Below are 16,033 nucleotides of genomic sequence, written 5' to 3'. Positions count from 1 at the left end.
GGTGTGACTATTTGCGCGAGCAGCAAGATTCATGGCCATGAGTTCATCTCGCAACAGGATAACTCCGGAGTCCGGCTACTCCGTACTTAATCGAGAGTGTCATCATGGTTAAGCCCCTAAGCATTTTTTGTACTCTCCGCATGGCCTGCGTTATCACGGGCAGCCTGATCGCACTCAGTCTGGCTTGTGAGAGTGCTATTGCCGCTAAAGCTGTCAAGCCCGTAGCGGAAGCTTCAGCACCAGCTGTAGCGGAAGCTGCAGCACCAGAAGTTGCCAAGCCCGCAGCGGAAGCTGCAGCGCCAGAAGTTGTCACACCCGTAGCGGACGTGCCTACCTTGCAAACCCTGCACGGTCTGACCCCGCCTGACCCCTCAGGAACCGAAGGTGGGCGAAAAGTCGACTTGATGACTGACTACGTGCTCAATCGCTCGGCGGCGATCCTGTTGGGCAAGGCGCTTTTTTGGGACATGGAGATTGGCAGCGATGGCTCTACCGCGTGTGCGTCCTGTCACTTTCATGCCGGCGTTGATCACCGGATCACCAACCAGATCAACCCGGGCCTGGCCAACACCAATGCAAACGTCGCGTCGATGTTCAACAAGCCGTTCGTCGCATCCAATATCCCTGGCGACGTTGCCAATTACGCGATGCTCTCCGGGGGTAAGGGTGGCCCCAATTACACGCTCAAGAAAACCGACTTCCCGACCCACGTGCTGGCCGACCCACTGGATCGCAACTCGCCGATTGTTTACTCGACCGACGATGTGATTGGCTCGCAAGGGGTATTCGATGCCAACTTCGTCAAACCGAAACAAGCGCGTTTCGACAAATGCACACAGCAACCGGATGGCATCTTCCAGGTAGGTGGCGTCAATGTGCGTCGCAGCACGGGTCGCAACGCACCGACGGTGATCAACGCCGCGTTCAACGTGCGCAACTTCTGGGACGGCCGGGCCAATAACGTGTTCAACGGTTTCTCACCGTTCGGCAATCGCGACCCTGATGCCGGGATTTTCGTCACCAGCGACCGCAGCGGGGTGGCAACCAAGGTTCGCCTGGCCCTCAACGATGCCTCTGCCGCCTCGCAAGCCGTTGGCCCACCCGGTAGCGCAGTGGAAATGTCTTGCGGTGGTCGTACGTTTGCGGACATTGGTCGGCGCATGCTCGATTCGCTGATGCTCAAAGGGCAGAGAATTTCATCCACCGATTCGGTGCTGGCCGCCTATTCCGGTGCCCGTCGCCCCACCTACAGGGAATTGATCCAGTCCGCTTTCCAGCCTCGGCTGTGGAACGCCACGCAGCAGGTTTCACTCGGTGGCGCGCCATATACCCAGATGGAAGCCAACTTTCCGTTGTTCTTTGGACTGGCAATTCAGATGTACGAATCCACCTTGATTTCCGACCAGGCACCACTGGATGCCTACCTGCAAGGCAATCAACAGGCAATGAATGCTCAACAAGTTCAGGGGTTGAACCTGTTCCTCGGCAAAGGCAAATGCGTGAGCTGCCACGGTGGTGCGGAACTGACCAACGCCGCCAGCCGTTTGCTGTTCCATCCCCGGGAGCGGATCGAACGTATGGTGATGGCTGATAACCTGACTGCGCTGTATGACAACGGCTTCTACAACACCGGTGTGCGCCCGACGTCAGAAGACCTGGCAGTCGGTGGAACAGATGCATGGGGCAATCCACTGTCGTTCACTCGTCAATACAACACTCAATTGCAGGGCGGCGTTGTGCCTGATCCGCTGGAGGTCGATGTGTGCTCCTTTGAAGCACTCTTGAGCGCGGGAATACCGTGCGACCCGACGCTCAAGCCCAATGTCGGCTTCCACGATGCGATTGATGGCGCCTTCAAAACGCCGACATTGCGCAACATTGCGTTGACTGGGCCCTATTTCCACAATGGCAGCCGCGCAACGTTGCGCCAGGTCATGGAGTTCTACAACCGAGGCGGCGACCGTCGGGGCTCGGAGTCGAACAACACCAGCGGGTTCGATCACTCAAGTGTGAACCAGCACAACACCTCCAACCTTGACCCGGACATGACACCGCTGAACCTGACGCCGGATGAAGTGGACGCCCTTGTCAAATTCATGGAGGTCGGTCTGACCGATCCACGAGTGGCTTGGGAGCAGGCGCCATTCGACCATCCGTCGCTGGTCATTCCACAAGGCCATATTGGTGATGAAAACGCCGTGGTGCTGAAGCCGGTCAGTCCAAAAGTGACAACCCGACAAGCGGAGGATGCGCTGATTACGATCAAACCGGTCGGCGCAGAAGGGCGCAGCGCCAAGGAGGGGCCATTGTTGCCTTTCTACAACGACCTCTAAGCGGTTTATCACCTCACGTTACTGGCCGCTGCGTAGACGGCCAGTAACGTATCCGATAAAAAAACCTTTCAAAATCGCTCAGTAAGTCGGAGTTTCTGCCGTTACAGTGGATGGGCACAATGCCATCTATTTGTCATGACGGTCGGAGCTTTACCCTTGCCGCGTTCTTCCGCTGTGCGTTTCAGCCATTTCCTACCGTCGATACTGCTTTTACTTGCGGGGCTTGCGGCTGCCTACATCAAGGAGCTGAACGTTTTCTTCACTTCGCTGTTCAACGTACTGCCAACATTGGTGCTGTTGCTCGGCGGTGCGTACTGCGCGGTGTACCGACGCCAGCGAGAGCTGTTTCTGATGCTCACGGTGTATATCGCCTATTTCTTGCTCGACACCCAGACCGACTATTACCGCGACAATGGCAAAGTCCGTGATGACGCCGCCGTGGTCTTCCATTTGTGTTGCCTGTTGCTACCGCTGATGTTTGGCGTGTTCGCTGCCTGGCAGGAACGCACACACCTGTTTCAGGACATGGTGGCGCGCTTCGCTGTCTTGCTGGCCGTTGGCAGTGTGGCGCTGGCGCTGGAGCAAAGTTACCCACAGGCCTTGTTGGTGTGGTTGTCGCAGATCCGCTGGCCGGCGTTGCATGGTGCCTGGATGAGCCTGATTCAACTGTCCTATCCGGTGTTCATCGCTTCGTTCCTGCTGCTGAGTTGGCAATACTGGCGCAACCCCCGCCCATTGCATGCGGCTCAGTTGGTCGGTTTGATCGGGTTGTTCTGGGCGCTGCCGAAAACCTTCATTCTTCCGTTTACTCTGAACATCATGTGCAGTCAGGTGATGTTGATGATTGCCGCGGCGGTCGCCCACGAGGCCTATCAAATGGCCTTCCGCGACGAACTCACCGGCCTGCCGGGTCGTCGCGCCTTGAACGAACGGATGCAGCGGTTGGGGCGCAATTACGTGCTGGCCATGAGCGACGTCGATCACTTCAAGAAATTCAACGACACGCACGGTCACGATGTCGGCGACCAGGTGCTTCGATTGGTCGCCAGCAAGCTGTCGAAAATTGGCGGAGGCGGTAGAGCATATCGCTACGGCGGTGAGGAATTTGCTCTGGTGTTCGCAGGCAAGACGCTCGCAGAGTGCATGCCGCATCTGGAAGTCATCCGCGAATCCATCGCCACCTACAATATTCAGCTGCGCAATCAGGACAACCGGCCTCAGGACGATCAGCAAGGTCGCCAGCGTCGCTCGGGCACGGGCGCCTCCAGTGTGTCGGTTACGGTCAGCATCGGCGTCGCTGAACGCCTGGAGCAGCGGACACCCGAAAAGGTCCTCAAGTCTGCGGATGAAGCACTCTACAGCGCCAAAGGCGCCGGACGAAACTGCGTGGTGGCGTTCGGTCAGACGCGCCGTGGCGCGGTGCGCATGGATGCCGCTGCAGGTTGAGTGATGATGGCGCATTCAGCGTCTGGACTGTGATTGTGAGGCGTGGTGGGCGACAGTAGGTTTGAAGCATCTGCTGACGGAGAAACGACCATGCCTGAGTACAAAGCTCCCCTGCGCGACATGCGCTTTCTGATCGACCACGTCTTCGATTTCCACAGCAGTTACGCTGCGCTGGGCGCCACCGACGCCAGCCCGGACATGGTCAATGCGATACTCGAAGAAGGCGCGAAATTCTGTGAGAACATTCTGGCCCCGCTGAATCGCAGCGGTGACGAAGAGGGCTGCCATTTCGACAATGGCGTGGTGACAACGCCCGCAGGTTTCAAGCAGGCTTTCGCACAATACGTCGAGGGCGGCTGGCACGGTCTGGCGGCGGATCCAGCGTACGGCGGCCAGGGCTTGCCGAGTTCGCTGGGGCTGGTCATCGGCGAGATGGTCGGCTCCAGCAACACGTCCTGGGGTATGTATCCGGGCCTGACCCACGGCGCAATGTCGGCGATCCACGCTCACGGCACCGACGAACAGAAAAACACCTATCTGACTAAACTTACTGCGGGCCAATGGACCGGCACCATGTGTCTGACCGAAGCCCACTGCGGTACCGACCTGGGCATGATCAAAACTCGCGCCGTGCCTTCAGCCGATGGCAGCTACGCGATCACTGGCAGCAAGATTTTCATCTCGGCCGGCGAGCACGACATGAGTGACAACATCATCCATTTGGTGCTGGCGAAACTGCCGGACGCACCGGCCGGCACCAAGGGCATTTCACTGTTTATCGTGCCCAAGTTCTTGCCCAACGCCGAGGGAGAGGCGGGCGGGCGCAACGGCGTGTCCTGCGGTTCGATCGAACATAAAATGGGCATCAAGGCTTCGGCGACCTGCGTACTGAACTTCGATGGTGCCAAAGGTTTCTTGATCGGCGAACTGAACAAAGGCCTGAACTGCATGTTCACCATGATGAACCACGCGCGCCTCGGCACCGGGATGCAAGGGCTGTGTCTGGGTGAGGCAAGCTTTCAAGGCGCCATCAAATATGCCAACGACCGCCTGCAAATGCGCTCGCTGACCGGCCCGAAAGCGCCGGAGAAAGCCGCCGACCCGATCATTGTTCACCCTGACGTGCGCCGGATGTTGTTGACCATGAAAGCCTTTAACGAAGGCAACCGCGCGCTGACCTATTTCACTGCGCAACTGCTGGACGTGGCGCACCTGAGTGCGGAGGAATCCGCACGTCAGGACGCCGAAGACCTGCTGGCCTTCCTGACGCCCATCTGCAAAGCCTTCATGACCGACACCGGGCTGGAAGTGACCAATCACGGCATGCAGGTGTTTGGCGGGCACGGCTTCATTCGTGAGTGGGGCATGGAGCAGTTGGTTCGCGATTGTCGGATTGCGCCGATCTACGAAGGCACCAACGGTATTCAGGCGCTGGACTTGCTCGGGCGCAAAGTGCTCGGCAGTCAGGGCAAGCTGCTGCGCGGCTTCACCAAAATCGTGCACAAGTTCTGCGCGGCGAACGCCGAGCATCCGCAACTCGCCAGCTATGTGGCGCAGCTCAACGCACTGAATCAGCAGTGGGGCGAAGTGACCACCAACGTTGGCATGGCCGCGATGAAAAATGCCGACGAAGTTGGCGCGGCATCGGTGGATTACCTGATGTACAGCGGTTACATCATCCTCGGCTATTTGTGGCTGCGCATGGCGCTGGTGGCTCAGGCGCAACTGGATGCGGGTAGCGCTGATGCCGATTATTGCCAGGGCAAGCTCGCGACCAACGAGTTTTACTTCAAGCGTTTGCTGCCACGCACCGCCGCTCATCGGGCGGCCATCGAAGCGGGAAGCGATTGTCTGATGAAGCTGCCGGCGGAGATGTTTGCGCTTTAGTCTTTAAATTCCGTCACAAAGGAGAACCCGCGTAATGGCGGGTTTTTTAATGACTGAATAGTCGGTGACTAAATATTACAAACTGGTCACTGGCTGACCCTATGTGTCACAAAAGTTGTTGGGTTACACTCGGACTCAACGTACACACCACTCCTACGAATTACCTGTTTAGATCTTGCGAGGTTTGCCATGGCTGACTACAAAGCGCCCCTGCGCGATATGCGCTTCGTCCTCAATGAAGTTTTCGAGGTCGCCAAACTCTGGGCCGAGCTGCCTGCGCTGGCCGAGACCGTCGATGCCGAAACTGTCGAAGCCATTCTTGAAGAAGCCGGTAAGGTCACCAGCAAAAGCATAGCGCCCTTGAGCCGTGCGGCTGACGAAGAAGGTTGCCATTGGGCGGACGGTGCCGTCACTACGCCGGCAGGTTTCCCACAGGCTTATCAGACTTATGCCGAAGGCGGCTGGGTTGGCGTCGGCGGTGATCCGACCTACGGCGGCATGGGCATGCCCAAGGCTGTTTCGGCGCAAGTCGAAGAAATGGTCAACTCTGCCAGCCTGTCGTTCGGTCTGTACCCGATGCTGACCGCCGGCGCCTGCTTGTCGATCAACGCCCATGCCAGTGATGAGCTGAAAGCCGCGTACCTGCCGAACATGTACGCTGGCGTCTGGGCCGGTTCCATGTGCCTGACCGAACCGCATGCCGGTACTGACCTTGGGATCATCCGCACCAAGGCCGAACCTCAGGCTGACGGTTCCTACAAAGTCAGCGGCACCAAGATCTTCATCACCGGTGGTGAGCACGACCTGACCGAGAACATCATCCACCTGGTGCTGGCCAAACTGCCGGACGCGCCGGCCGGTCCGAAAGGCATTTCGCTGTTCCTGGTGCCGAAGTTCATGGTCAATGCCGACGGCAGCCTCGGCGCGCGCAACCCGGCGAACTGCGGTTCGATCGAACACAAAATGGGCATCCAGGCCTCCTCGACCTGTGTGATGAACTTCGACGAAGCCGTCGGTTACCTGGTCGGCGAGCCGAACAAAGGTCTGGCGGCGATGTTCACCATGATGAACTACGAGCGTCTGGGCGTCGGAATCCAGGGCCTGGCCACCGGCGAGCGCTCTTATCAGAACGCTGTTGAATACGCTCGCGACCGCCTGCAAAGCCGTTCGCCGACCGGCGCGCAAAACAAAGACAAGGTCGCAGACCCGATCATCGTCCATCCTGACGTGCGTCGCATGCTGTTGACTATGAAAGCCTCGAACGAAGGTGGCCGTGCGTTTTCCACTTACGTGGCGATGCAACTGGACACCGCCAAGTTCAGCGAAGACGCGACCACTCGCAAGCGCGCTGAAGATCTGGTGGCCTTGTTGACCCCGGTGGCCAAGGCGTTCCTGACCGACCTCGGTCTGGAAACCACTGTTCATGGCCAGCAGGTGTTCGGCGGCCACGGTTACATCCGTGAGTGGGGCCAGGAGCAACTGGTGCGCGACGTGCGTATCACCCAGATCTACGAAGGCACCAACGGCATTCAGGCACTGGACCTGGTCGGGCGCAAGATCGTCGGTACGGGCGGGGCGTTCTACAACCTGTTCGCTGACGAGATCCGCCACTTCACCGCGACCGCCAGCGCCGATCTGGCCGAGTTCACCAAGCCGCTGAACGACGCCGTGACCACCCTCGACGAATTGACCGCCTGGTTGCTCGACCGCGCGAAAAACAACCCGAATGAAATTGGCGCTGCTTCGGTCGAGTATCTGCAAACCTTCGGTTACGTTGCCTACGCCTACATGTGGGCGTTGATGGCCAAAGCCGCGTTGGGCAAGGAAGCGCAGGACGATTTCTACGCCAGCAAGCTCGGAACGGCGCGCTTCTATTTCGCCCGTCTATTGCCACGCATTCACTCGTTGAGCGCGTCGGTGAAAGCCGGTAGCGAATCGCTGTTCCTGCTGGATGCTGCGCAGTTCTGACAAGCATGACGTCATGTAAGCAATCGCTTACATGACGTGCTGCTGTTCTCCCATAGGCGAAGATTGGATCCACAGTTAATCTTCTTTATATGGACGTCGCGCAGGAAGCGCAAAGCAACAACACGGACACGTAGGATTCTGCCAGGACGGTGGAGTGAAATGGATGTCAGGGAAACAGTCTGCAAAGCCCCGCTTCGGCGGGGTTTTCTTTGTCTGCAGAAAAGTGATCAGCTCAGCCCTTCGAGGGTTTTCGAGTGGTTCAAGCGTTCATCACTTCCTCCAGCAACGTGCGTAATAAAACCAGCGAAGTCTGCTGCCGCTGTACATCCCGACACACTAGACCGACTTTCAGCGGCACTCGCGGCTCGGTCAGCGGTTTCCACAGCAGTTCGTTGTTGCCGAGCGCCTTTTGCGAGCGTCCTGGCAGCACCGTCGCCAGTCGAGTGTGCGGCAGGCTATCGAGAATCCCCGCCATATTGTTCAGCTCGGCCTGCACCTGTGGACGCCTTCCGAGGCTGGCCAATTGAGTCTGCCAGATCTGCCGCACCTGAAACTCCTCTCCCAACAGCAGCATCGGCAATTCGGCGGCCTGACTCATGGAGACTTTCTTGAATTCGCGCAACGGGTGATCGGCGGGGATGACCAGGGTCAGTTCATCTTCGTAGAGCATTACGCCATGTAGCCCGGGCTGACGGGGTGGCAGGTAGCTGATGCCGATGTCCAGCGAGCCGTTAAGCAGACGTCGCTCGATTTCCAGCCCTGTCAGTTCGTAGATCTGCACCACCAGATGCGGCTGAGCTTTGCGCACTCGTTCGAGCATCTGCGGCACCAAGCTGGTGTGGACCGTCTGTAACACGCCGATCGCCAGAGTGCGCAGCGCTTGCCCCTTGAAATTGGCCAACGCCTCGCGTGCGCGTTGCATGCCGTCCAGCAATGGCAATGCGTGGTTGTACAACGTGTGAGCAGCCAGTGTGGGCAGCAGGCGTTTGCTGCTGCGTTCAAACAGGCTCACATCGAGGTGCTGTTCGAGGTGGCGGATCTGCTGGGACAACGCCGGTTGGGAGATTGAAAGCCGCTCGGCAGCCCGGCCGACGTGGCCTTCTTCGTAGACCGCGACGAAATAACGCAGTTGTTTGAAATCCATAAGTAATGGTTATCGAAAATGCTCGTAAATCGAAATGGCTCAAGGCCGTGCCAAAGCCTAGTCTAACCGCATTGACAGGGCTTGCAGGGCCAGAGCGCACCATGAGTACCGTTTGCGGCGAGGTTGTTTCCATAGGAAAGGCAAAAAACCTCTATCGAGGTTTTTTCGGATGAATTTGTTCAACTTACGACGTGCCGCGCCGAGTCTCGATGATCTGGCGGTCGACACTTTCCACCCCTCCAGCAACCACCACCATTCCAGCGAATACCTGATGCCCAGCGTCGAACGGCCGAAACAAGTTTTCGTTCGCGGCCAAGGTTCCTGGCTGTGGGACAGCGATGACCGCGCTTACCTGGATTTCACTCAAGGTGGTGGGGCCAATAGCCTTGGGCACAGTCCTTCGGTACTAGTCCAGGCGATTGCGCAACAGGCTGAGACACTGATCAATTCCGGTTCTGCTCTGCACAATCGCGGCATGCTCGACCTGGCGGGGCGTCTTTGCACCGCCACTGGCAGTGATCAGGCGTACCTGCTCAACAGTGGTAGTGAAGCCTGTGAAGCGGCAATCAAACTGGCGTGTAAATGGGGCCAACGCTATCGCGGTGGCGCTTCGCGCATCATCGTTGGCAGCAGAGGCTGCCATGGCCGTAGTTTCGGAACGATGTCGGATTTGCAGCACGTACCCTTCAATGATCTTGCGGCAATCCATGCGGCGGTCGACGCGCAGACCGTAGCAATCATGCTTGAACCGATCCAGAACGAAGCGGGAGTGATCCCTGCCACTGATCGTTACCTCAAGGGCGTTGAACGCCTTTGTCGTGAGCTCGGCATTCTGCTGATCCTCGACGAGGTGCAAACCGGTACAGGGCGTTGTGGCACCTTGCTCGCCGAACAGTCCTACGGTGTTCGGGCGGATATCGTCACCCTCGGCGAAGGATTGGGCGGCGGCGTGCCACTGGCTGCGTTGCTGGCGCGAGGTAAGGCCTGCTGTTTCGAAATGGGCGAAATGGGCGAAATGGGCGGCACTCATCATGGCAATGCCCTGATGACGGCTGCCGGGCTGGTGGTACTCGACAGTGTGCAGGACAAGGGTTTTCTCGAACATGTCAGGGAAGCCGGTCAACACCTGCGCGAAGGTCTGGGGCGTTTGTCCCATCGCTATGGTCACGGCGAATTGCGCGGTCAAGGGCTGCTCTGGGGGCTGACGCTGTCGGACGATTCGGCTATAGCCGTGGTCAATGCTGCTCTGTACGAAGGCCTGCTGCTCAGTGCCCCGCAACCCGACTGCCTGCGCTTCACTCCCGCACTGACGGTCAGCGACGCGAACATCGATGAAATGCTGCTGCGTTTGACTCGTGCCTTCTCCCGTGTGCGCACCGCGCAATTGCAGTACCGCAAAGGGATTGCGGTCTGATCAGATCTGTCCCACAAAAATTCCAGAACCGTCTCGCGGTAATAACGCATCGCCCCACGTTTGATTCTTTTCGCGTGGGGCGTTTTTTTTGTCCGCAAAGCACAGCGAAGTTTTGGCTGAAGGGGGAAGGGACTGAACCCTGACGAACGGCACAGGTCGATTAACTGTAGGGCTCAAACGAGCCACTTCCAATCAGGAGCTGCCCCCATGGACTTTATTCGAATCATTATCGCCATTCTGTTGCCGCCATTGGGTGTGTTTCTGCAAGTCGGTTTCGCCGGGGCGTTCTGGCTGAATATTCTGCTGACGCTGTGCGGGTATATTCCGGGGATCGTGCATGCGGTTTATATCATCGCCAAGCGCTGAGGTTTGCGGGGTTAGATAAACCGCTATCGCGAGCAGGCTCGCTCCCACATTGGATCTAAGGTGTTGCAGAAATCCCTGTAGATACTCTGTTCACGGTCAAGCTTTCGCGAGATGTTTTTCGCTAAAAAGCTTGGCCGTATTAAATTCTTCTCCAGAACGCATGCATGCCCATAACCCGGTCAGGTATTTGCGCATCACCGCTCCAATGGCCTGCATTTTCTTCTTGCCGCGAGCTAGCAGCGCCTCGTAAAAGGCCTTCACATTCTCATCACAGCGAATTGCCGTCATCGCCGGCATGAACATCGCTGCACGCAAATACGCGTTACCGCATTTGGACATTCGACTTGGTCGGTTCACACTGGTGCCTGACTGGGTCAGCCTGACGTCGAGCCCTGCATAACGGCTGACCTGTGCCGACTTGAGCGTCACAGGCAAGGTCGTCAGCTCAGCCAGTGCGGCGATAGCCGAGGCTTCTCCCACGCCGGGAGCAGCCATCATGCAGCGAAACTGCAAACTCAGATCCGGGCATTTGGCGATGGCCTCGCGTGCCGCCTTCTTCAAACGATCAATCCGTGTGTCCAGCGCTGCAATCGCATCTTTCTCATCCTCGATCAGTAGCTCGACACTCGTTTGTGTCGCTTGTAGCGCGTGCAGCTCATTCTTGGCTCTGGTCCGATGACCAATCAGCCGGTTGATATGGCGACCAAGGGCACGCAGCATCAGTTGATCTGCAGTCGGCGGGACCCACAGTCTAGGCGCCATGCGCTCACCGTATTCGGCCAGCAATTGGGCATCAATCTGATCAGTCTTGCTGTTTTGCAGCATCAGCTTGGCAAAGTTGTGGAAGCTTTTGGGATTAATCACCGAGACCGGCAAACCGGCGGCGTGTAGCTCCAGCGCAAGGTCCAGGTAGTAAATGCCGGTGGCCTCCATGATCACGCTCAGCGGTTTGAGGCCCAACATCTTGGTCACGGCAGCCTTACGCCCCTTCGACGTGTGCTGAATCTCCCACTGGCCTGATGTCTTACCGTTCTGTCGCCATCCCATCGCAGACGTACGGGCACCAATGTCTATGCCGACATGAGTATTCATGCTTTTCACTTCCCTGACTTTCGGTAAGATTGCTTCCGGTTCCCCCGACCTCGAACTTCATGCCACCGCAACCTTGTAATGCGAAGTCCGACTTGTCGGCTTCTCGATACTCTTCGTGGTGGGCAATGAGGCGGGGGGGCCTCTCTACAGACAAGGTCAGGAGCAAATCCTGCCTTCAGGAGTGATCGGCCTCCCCCAGAAACGCACTTGCTGTTGTATGAATCCTTGAGCGTAACCTCTCTCGTTGGAATCAGGGTCAACATACAAGGAGTGAGCCTGCTCGCGATGGACGCACCGCTAATCAGGCATTGTCCCCACGCGCCATCACTCGCCGATAAAACAACCATTCCTGCTCCAGCGCATGGGCTTGATTGCCGGCTTTGCGAAAGCCATGGCGTTCATCCGCGTAATAATGCGCCTCAACCAGAATGCCGTTGTCCTGGAGCGCCGCGACCATGTCGCGAGTCTGTTGCGGCACGACCACCGCATCCAGTTCACCTTGAAAGAAGATCATCGGCACGCTGATGTTGCTCGCATGCAGCAGAGGCGTTCGCGCGGCATAGCGTTCTGCATCTTGCACCGGATCGCCGATCAACCAGTCCAGATAATCGCCTTCGAATTTGTGCGTCGCTCGTCCCAATGCAACGGGGTCGCTGACGCCGTACAAACTTGCGCCGGCGCGGAAGACATTGTGAAAGGCCAACGCACAAAGGGTGGTGTAGCCACCAGCACTGCCACCGCGAATAAATGCCTTGTCGCCGTCGATCAAACCTCGTTCGGCCAAATGAGTGACGACCGCGCAGGCGTCTTCCACATCCACGTCACCCCAGCTCAAATGCAATGCCTGGCGATAAACCCGGCCATAGCCACTGCTGCCTCGATAGTTCAGATCAGCCACGGCAAAGCCGCGTTGCGCCCAGTATTGAATGCGCGGATCGAGCATCGGATAACAAGCCGACGTCGGACCGCCGTGGATGAACACCACCAGCGGTGGTTTCGCATCGCCGCTCATCGCCGGATAGAAAAACCCATGGGCCTCGCCCGAGCCGCTCGGGTAGCGCAGGGTTTGCGGGACGCTGATCTGCTCGGCGGGTAACGGTGCAATGCCGCCGGCCAGTACCTTGACCTGCCGGCTGTGGCGGTCGATGGCGATGACTGCCGACGAACTGACCGGCGATGCGGCGATGCAGTATATGAATTGCTCATCCAGTGCGAGATGACGGAAGCGACTGTAGGTGCCGGTGAAGTCCTCAGCGGAGTCACCGCAAAGGCCCAATTGGCCAAATCCGTCTACGGTCCAACTGGCCACATATCTGTATTCTGCGAGAGGGAGCCAGGTACAAACACCCAGCTGCCAAGGCGCCGGCCCATGATCTGCTGCGGCACTTGGCAAAGGGCTCAAACCGTCTAAAGACTCCACCCATGGCTGCCAATAACCGCCACGGTCCGTCAGGCAATACAAACGGCCGCTGCTATCGAAACGGGGCTGTTGCAGCGACTCCTGAATATGCTCGCCCGCCACGCAGCGCGGCGGTGCAAAACCACCATCGCTCTTACGCTCGGCAACCATCAGTCGAGTTGCGGTCCAGGGCTGATCCGGGCGGTTCCATTCGATCCACGCGAGGCGTTGCGAGTCTGGACTCAGGGTCGGCGCCGCGTAGAAGTCGGCACCTTCCGCCAGCAGATGACGCCCACCATCATTCACATTAATCGCCACCAGCCGATGCCGGTCACGGTTCTCTTCAACCGCCAACACTTGTCCATTGGCGAATTGTAGATCGCCATAACGGCATCCTCTTGAAGGCAACACTTCAGGCGTTTCACCCTTCAGCGATTGCCGATACAGCTGCTGGTCCGCCTCGTTGACGAAAACAATCCCGTCATCGGTCAGACAAAACGCGCCACCGCCATATTCGTACACCCGACTGCGCACACTGAAGCCCGATGGCGTCAGGCAATGCGCCTGGCCATCGCGCCAATGCCAGATCCGGCAGGCGGCGTCTTCAGGCCGGTATTCGTTCCAGAACAGGCCATTGCGGCCGACCTGCAACTCGGCAAAGTCGACACCGGCAGCGACGGCTTTAGCCGCGCTGAAGGGCTCAGCTTTTTGCGATGAGGCGTGAGTTTCGTTCATTGCGAAAGGCCAGTTGTTCGATGGTCTGGGTCGCGTGCTCGGCTTCTTCGCGGGCCTTGAGGATCACGCCGTGATGTTCCGACTTGCTGCACACCGGGTCAGCGTTGCTCGCGTCACCCGTGAGCATGAACGCCTGGCAGCGACAGCCGCCAAAGTCCTTTTCTTTCTCGTCGCAGGAGCGACACGGTTCGGGCATCCAGTCGTAACCGCGAAAGCGGTTGAATCCGAACGAGTCGTACCAGATGTGCTGCATGCTGTGGTCGCGTACGTTGGGAAATTGCACCGGCAGCTGTCTGGCACCGTGACAGGGCAGGGCAGTGCCGTCCGGCGTGACCGTCAGGAAGATGCTGCCCCAACCATTCATGCAGGCTTTCGGGCGCTCTTCGTAATAGTCCGGCGTGACGAAAATCAGCTTGCACGGATGCCCTTCGGCTTCCAGTTTTGCGCGATATTCATTGGTGATGCGTTCGGCGCGGACCAGTTGTTCCCGGGTCGGCAAGAGGCCGACGCGATTGAGCTGGGCCCAACCGTAAAACTGGCAGGTGGCAAGTTCGACGAAGTCTGCCTCAAGGGCGATGCACAGCTCGATGATGCGGTCGATCTTGTCGATGTTGTGCCGGTGGGTGACGAAATTCAGCACCATCGGGTAGCCATGGGCTTTCACCGCACGGGCCATTTCCAGCTTCTGTGCAAAGGCCTTTTTCGAGCCGGCCAGCAGGTTGTTCACCTGCTCATCGCTGGCCTGAAAGCTGATCTGGATGTGGTCCAGGCCGGCCTTCTTGAAGTCGCTGATTTTCTGCTCGGTCAGGCCAATGCCGGAGGTGATCAGGTTGGTGTAGAAACCCAACTTGCGCGCCTCGGCAATCAATTCGGCAAGGTCTTGGCGCACCAGCGGTTCACCACCGGAAAAGCCCAATTGCGCTGCGCCCATCTCCCGGGCTTCGCGGAACACTTTCAGCCATAGTTCAGTGCTCAACTCTTTGCCTTGCTCGGCAAAGTCCAGCGGATTGGAGCAATACGGGCATTGCAGCGGGCAACGGTAGGTCAGTTCGGCCAGCAACCAAAGCGGCAGGCCGATTTCCGGTTTTGGCGGTAACTTGTCTGACGCAGAATCAGGCAAGTTCGATCCAGTGCTGAGCACGCGCGACCTCCATGAATTGCTCGATGTCTTCACCGAGCTCAGGTACGCCGGGGAACTGCGCGTCCAGTTCGGCAATGATTGCCGCGACATCGCGTTCGCCGTCGATCAAGCCGCCAATCAGCGCGGCGCTTTCATTGAGTTTGATCATGCCTTCCGGGTACAGCAGCACATGGCCTTTTTGCGCCGGTTCATATTGGAAGCGGTAGCCGGGACGCCAGGTCGGGGTCCTGCTGCGATCGAAACTCATAAGGTGATTCCTTTGTGCCAGACCCGTTGCTCGGTCACGCTGTGATACGGCGGGCGTTTCAATTCGTAGGCCATGCTCATGGCATCGAGCATGCTCCAAAGAATGTCCAGTTTGAACTGGAGAATTTCCAGCATGCGCTCCTGGCCTTCCCGCGTCGTGTAGTGCTGCAAGGTGATGGCCAGACCGTGTTCCACATCACGGCGTGCCTGGCCCAGGCGGGTGCGGAAATATTCATACCCGGCCGGATCGATCCACGGGTAATGCTGCGGCCAGCTATCCAGGCGCGATTGGTGGATCTGTGGCGCGAACAGCTCTGTCAGCGAGCTGCTGGCGGCTTCCTGCCAAGTGGCCCGGCGGGCGAAGTTGACGTAGGCGTCGACAGCGAAGCGCACGCCGGGCAGGACCAATTCCTGGGAGCGCAGTTGATCCGGGTCGAGGCCGACAGCCTGGCCCAACCGCAGCCAGGCTTCGATGCCGCCGTCTTCGCCGGGGGCGCCGTCGTGGTCGAGCAGGCGCTGGATCCACTCGCGACGGATCTCGCGGTCGGGGCAGTTGGCGAGGATTGCGGCATCTTTCAGGGGAATGTTCACCTGATAGTAGAAGCGGTTGGCGACCCAGCCCTGGATCTGCTCGCGAGTCGCCCGACCTTCATACATCGCCACATGGTAGGGGTGATGGATGTGGTAATAGGCGCCTTTGGCGCGCAGGGCGGCCTCGAATTCGGCGGGGGACATTGGGGTGTCAGTCATTTCGGTTCTCCGGGTATGACCGGTGGGTTCTTTGGTGTCAGGACCGGCCTCATCGCCAGCAGGCTGGCTCCCACAGTTGATCGCATTCCCCTGTGGGAGCCAGCCTGCTGGC

Annotated in this window: 12 protein-coding genes; 6 read left to right on the top strand and 6 right to left on the bottom strand. The window is 58.4% G+C overall.

Features of this window, described 5'->3' with window-relative positions:
- The first annotated feature begins 404 nt into the window (after window positions 1–404).
- The 4 genes from AC3ISI_RS26540 (at window position 405) to AC3ISI_RS26525 (ending at window position 7,634) form a co-directional block, all read left to right on the top strand.
- Entirely contained in the window at window positions 405–2,333 is a 1,929-nt protein-coding gene (locus AC3ISI_RS26540) for a cytochrome-c peroxidase (RefSeq protein WP_489334472.1), read from the top strand.
- A gap of 156 nt (window positions 2,334–2,489) precedes the next feature.
- On the top strand, window positions 2,490–3,779 hold the full coding sequence (locus tag AC3ISI_RS26535) for a GGDEF domain-containing protein (protein WP_489334471.1): 1,290 nt from the start codon (window positions 2,490–2,492) through the stop codon (window positions 3,777–3,779).
- 90 nt (window positions 3,780–3,869) lie between these two features.
- Window positions 3,870–5,666 (top strand): acyl-CoA dehydrogenase C-terminal domain-containing protein, encoded by a 1,797-nt coding sequence (locus AC3ISI_RS26530; RefSeq protein WP_489334470.1) that lies wholly within the window; start codon window positions 3,870–3,872, stop codon window positions 5,664–5,666.
- Between the two features lie 189 nt (window positions 5,667–5,855).
- Window positions 5,856–7,634: an acyl-CoA dehydrogenase C-terminal domain-containing protein gene (locus AC3ISI_RS26525; RefSeq protein ID WP_489334469.1), complete on the top strand. Its 1,779-nt coding sequence runs from the start codon at window positions 5,856–5,858 to the stop codon at window positions 7,632–7,634.
- A gap of 259 nt (window positions 7,635–7,893) precedes the next feature.
- On the opposite strand, the gene AC3ISI_RS26520 is transcribed toward AC3ISI_RS26525, so the two are convergent.
- Window positions 7,894–8,778, bottom strand: a complete 885-nt coding sequence (locus AC3ISI_RS26520) for a LysR family transcriptional regulator (protein ID WP_489334468.1) — start codon at window positions 8,776–8,778, stop codon at window positions 7,894–7,896.
- Window positions 8,779–8,947: 169 nt separating this feature from the next.
- On the opposite strand from AC3ISI_RS26520, the gene AC3ISI_RS26515 reads away from it, so the two are divergent.
- Entirely contained in the window at window positions 8,948–10,192 is a 1,245-nt protein-coding gene (locus tag AC3ISI_RS26515) for an aspartate aminotransferase family protein (RefSeq protein WP_489334466.1), read from the top strand.
- A gap of 207 nt (window positions 10,193–10,399) precedes the next feature.
- Complete coding sequence (locus AC3ISI_RS26510; RefSeq protein ID WP_007904205.1) at window positions 10,400–10,558, top strand: YqaE/Pmp3 family membrane protein; 159 nt, start codon at window positions 10,400–10,402, stop codon at window positions 10,556–10,558.
- Between the two features lie 96 nt (window positions 10,559–10,654).
- Here the strand turns inward: AC3ISI_RS26510 and AC3ISI_RS26505 are convergent, their stop codons facing one another.
- The 5 genes from AC3ISI_RS26505 to pqqC form a co-directional block, all read right to left on the bottom strand.
- Window positions 10,655–11,650 (bottom strand): IS110 family RNA-guided transposase, encoded by a 996-nt coding sequence (locus AC3ISI_RS26505; RefSeq protein WP_489333713.1) that lies wholly within the window; start codon window positions 11,648–11,650, stop codon window positions 10,655–10,657.
- 301 nt (window positions 11,651–11,951) lie between these two features.
- The gene (locus AC3ISI_RS26500; RefSeq protein WP_489334465.1) at window positions 11,952–13,784 is read right to left on the bottom strand and encodes a S9 family peptidase; all 1,833 of its coding nucleotides are present in this window, start codon (window positions 13,782–13,784) and stop codon (window positions 11,952–11,954) included.
- Window positions 13,750–14,904, bottom strand: coding sequence for a pyrroloquinoline quinone biosynthesis protein PqqE (gene pqqE / locus AC3ISI_RS26495; protein WP_489334464.1), 1,155 nt, complete (start codon window positions 14,902–14,904; stop codon window positions 13,750–13,752). The genes AC3ISI_RS26500 and pqqE overlap by 35 nt, the downstream gene beginning before the upstream one ends.
- A complete protein-coding gene (gene pqqD / locus AC3ISI_RS26490) occupies window positions 14,897–15,172 on the bottom strand; it encodes a pyrroloquinoline quinone biosynthesis peptide chaperone PqqD (RefSeq protein WP_489334463.1) in 276 nt (91 codons plus the stop codon). The genes pqqE and pqqD overlap by 8 nt, the downstream gene beginning before the upstream one ends.
- On the bottom strand, window positions 15,169–15,921 hold the full coding sequence (gene pqqC, locus AC3ISI_RS26485; RefSeq protein WP_489334462.1) for a pyrroloquinoline-quinone synthase PqqC: 753 nt from the start codon (window positions 15,919–15,921) through the stop codon (window positions 15,169–15,171). The genes pqqD and pqqC overlap by 4 nt, the downstream gene beginning before the upstream one ends.
- Window positions 15,922–16,033 lie beyond the last annotated feature (112 nt).

The sequence above is a fragment of the Pseudomonas sp. GL_139_B genome (assembly GCF_057834475.1).
The sequence above is the reverse complement of the archived record's forward strand: the minus strand, read 5'-3'. Positions and strand labels throughout refer to the sequence as shown.

Excerpts from the sequence above, each read along its gene's own strand:
- AC3ISI_RS26505 (WP_489333713.1), bottom strand. The coding sequence starts at position 11,650 with ATGAATACTCATGTCGGCATAGACATTGGTGCCCGTACGTCTGCGATG.
- AC3ISI_RS26500 (WP_489334465.1), bottom strand. The coding sequence starts at position 13,784 with ATGAACGAAACTCACGCCTCATCGCAAAAAGCTGAGCCCTTCAGCGCG.
- AC3ISI_RS26525 (WP_489334469.1), top strand. The coding sequence starts at position 5,856 with ATGGCTGACTACAAAGCGCCCCTGCGCGATATGCGCTTCGTCCTCAAT.
- AC3ISI_RS26520 (WP_489334468.1), bottom strand. The coding sequence starts at position 8,778 with ATGGATTTCAAACAACTGCGTTATTTCGTCGCGGTCTACGAAGAAGGC.
- AC3ISI_RS26510 (WP_007904205.1), top strand. The coding sequence starts at position 10,400 with ATGGACTTTATTCGAATCATTATCGCCATTCTGTTGCCGCCATTGGGT.
- AC3ISI_RS26530 (WP_489334470.1), top strand. The coding sequence starts at position 3,870 with ATGCCTGAGTACAAAGCTCCCCTGCGCGACATGCGCTTTCTGATCGAC.
- pqqD (WP_489334463.1), bottom strand. The coding sequence starts at position 15,172 with ATGAGTTTCGATCGCAGCAGGACCCCGACCTGGCGTCCCGGCTACCGC.
- AC3ISI_RS26540 (WP_489334472.1), top strand. The coding sequence starts at position 405 with ATGACTGACTACGTGCTCAATCGCTCGGCGGCGATCCTGTTGGGCAAG.
- pqqC (WP_489334462.1), bottom strand. The coding sequence starts at position 15,921 with ATGACTGACACCCCAATGTCCCCCGCCGAATTCGAGGCCGCCCTGCGC.
- AC3ISI_RS26515 (WP_489334466.1), top strand. The coding sequence starts at position 8,948 with ATGAATTTGTTCAACTTACGACGTGCCGCGCCGAGTCTCGATGATCTG.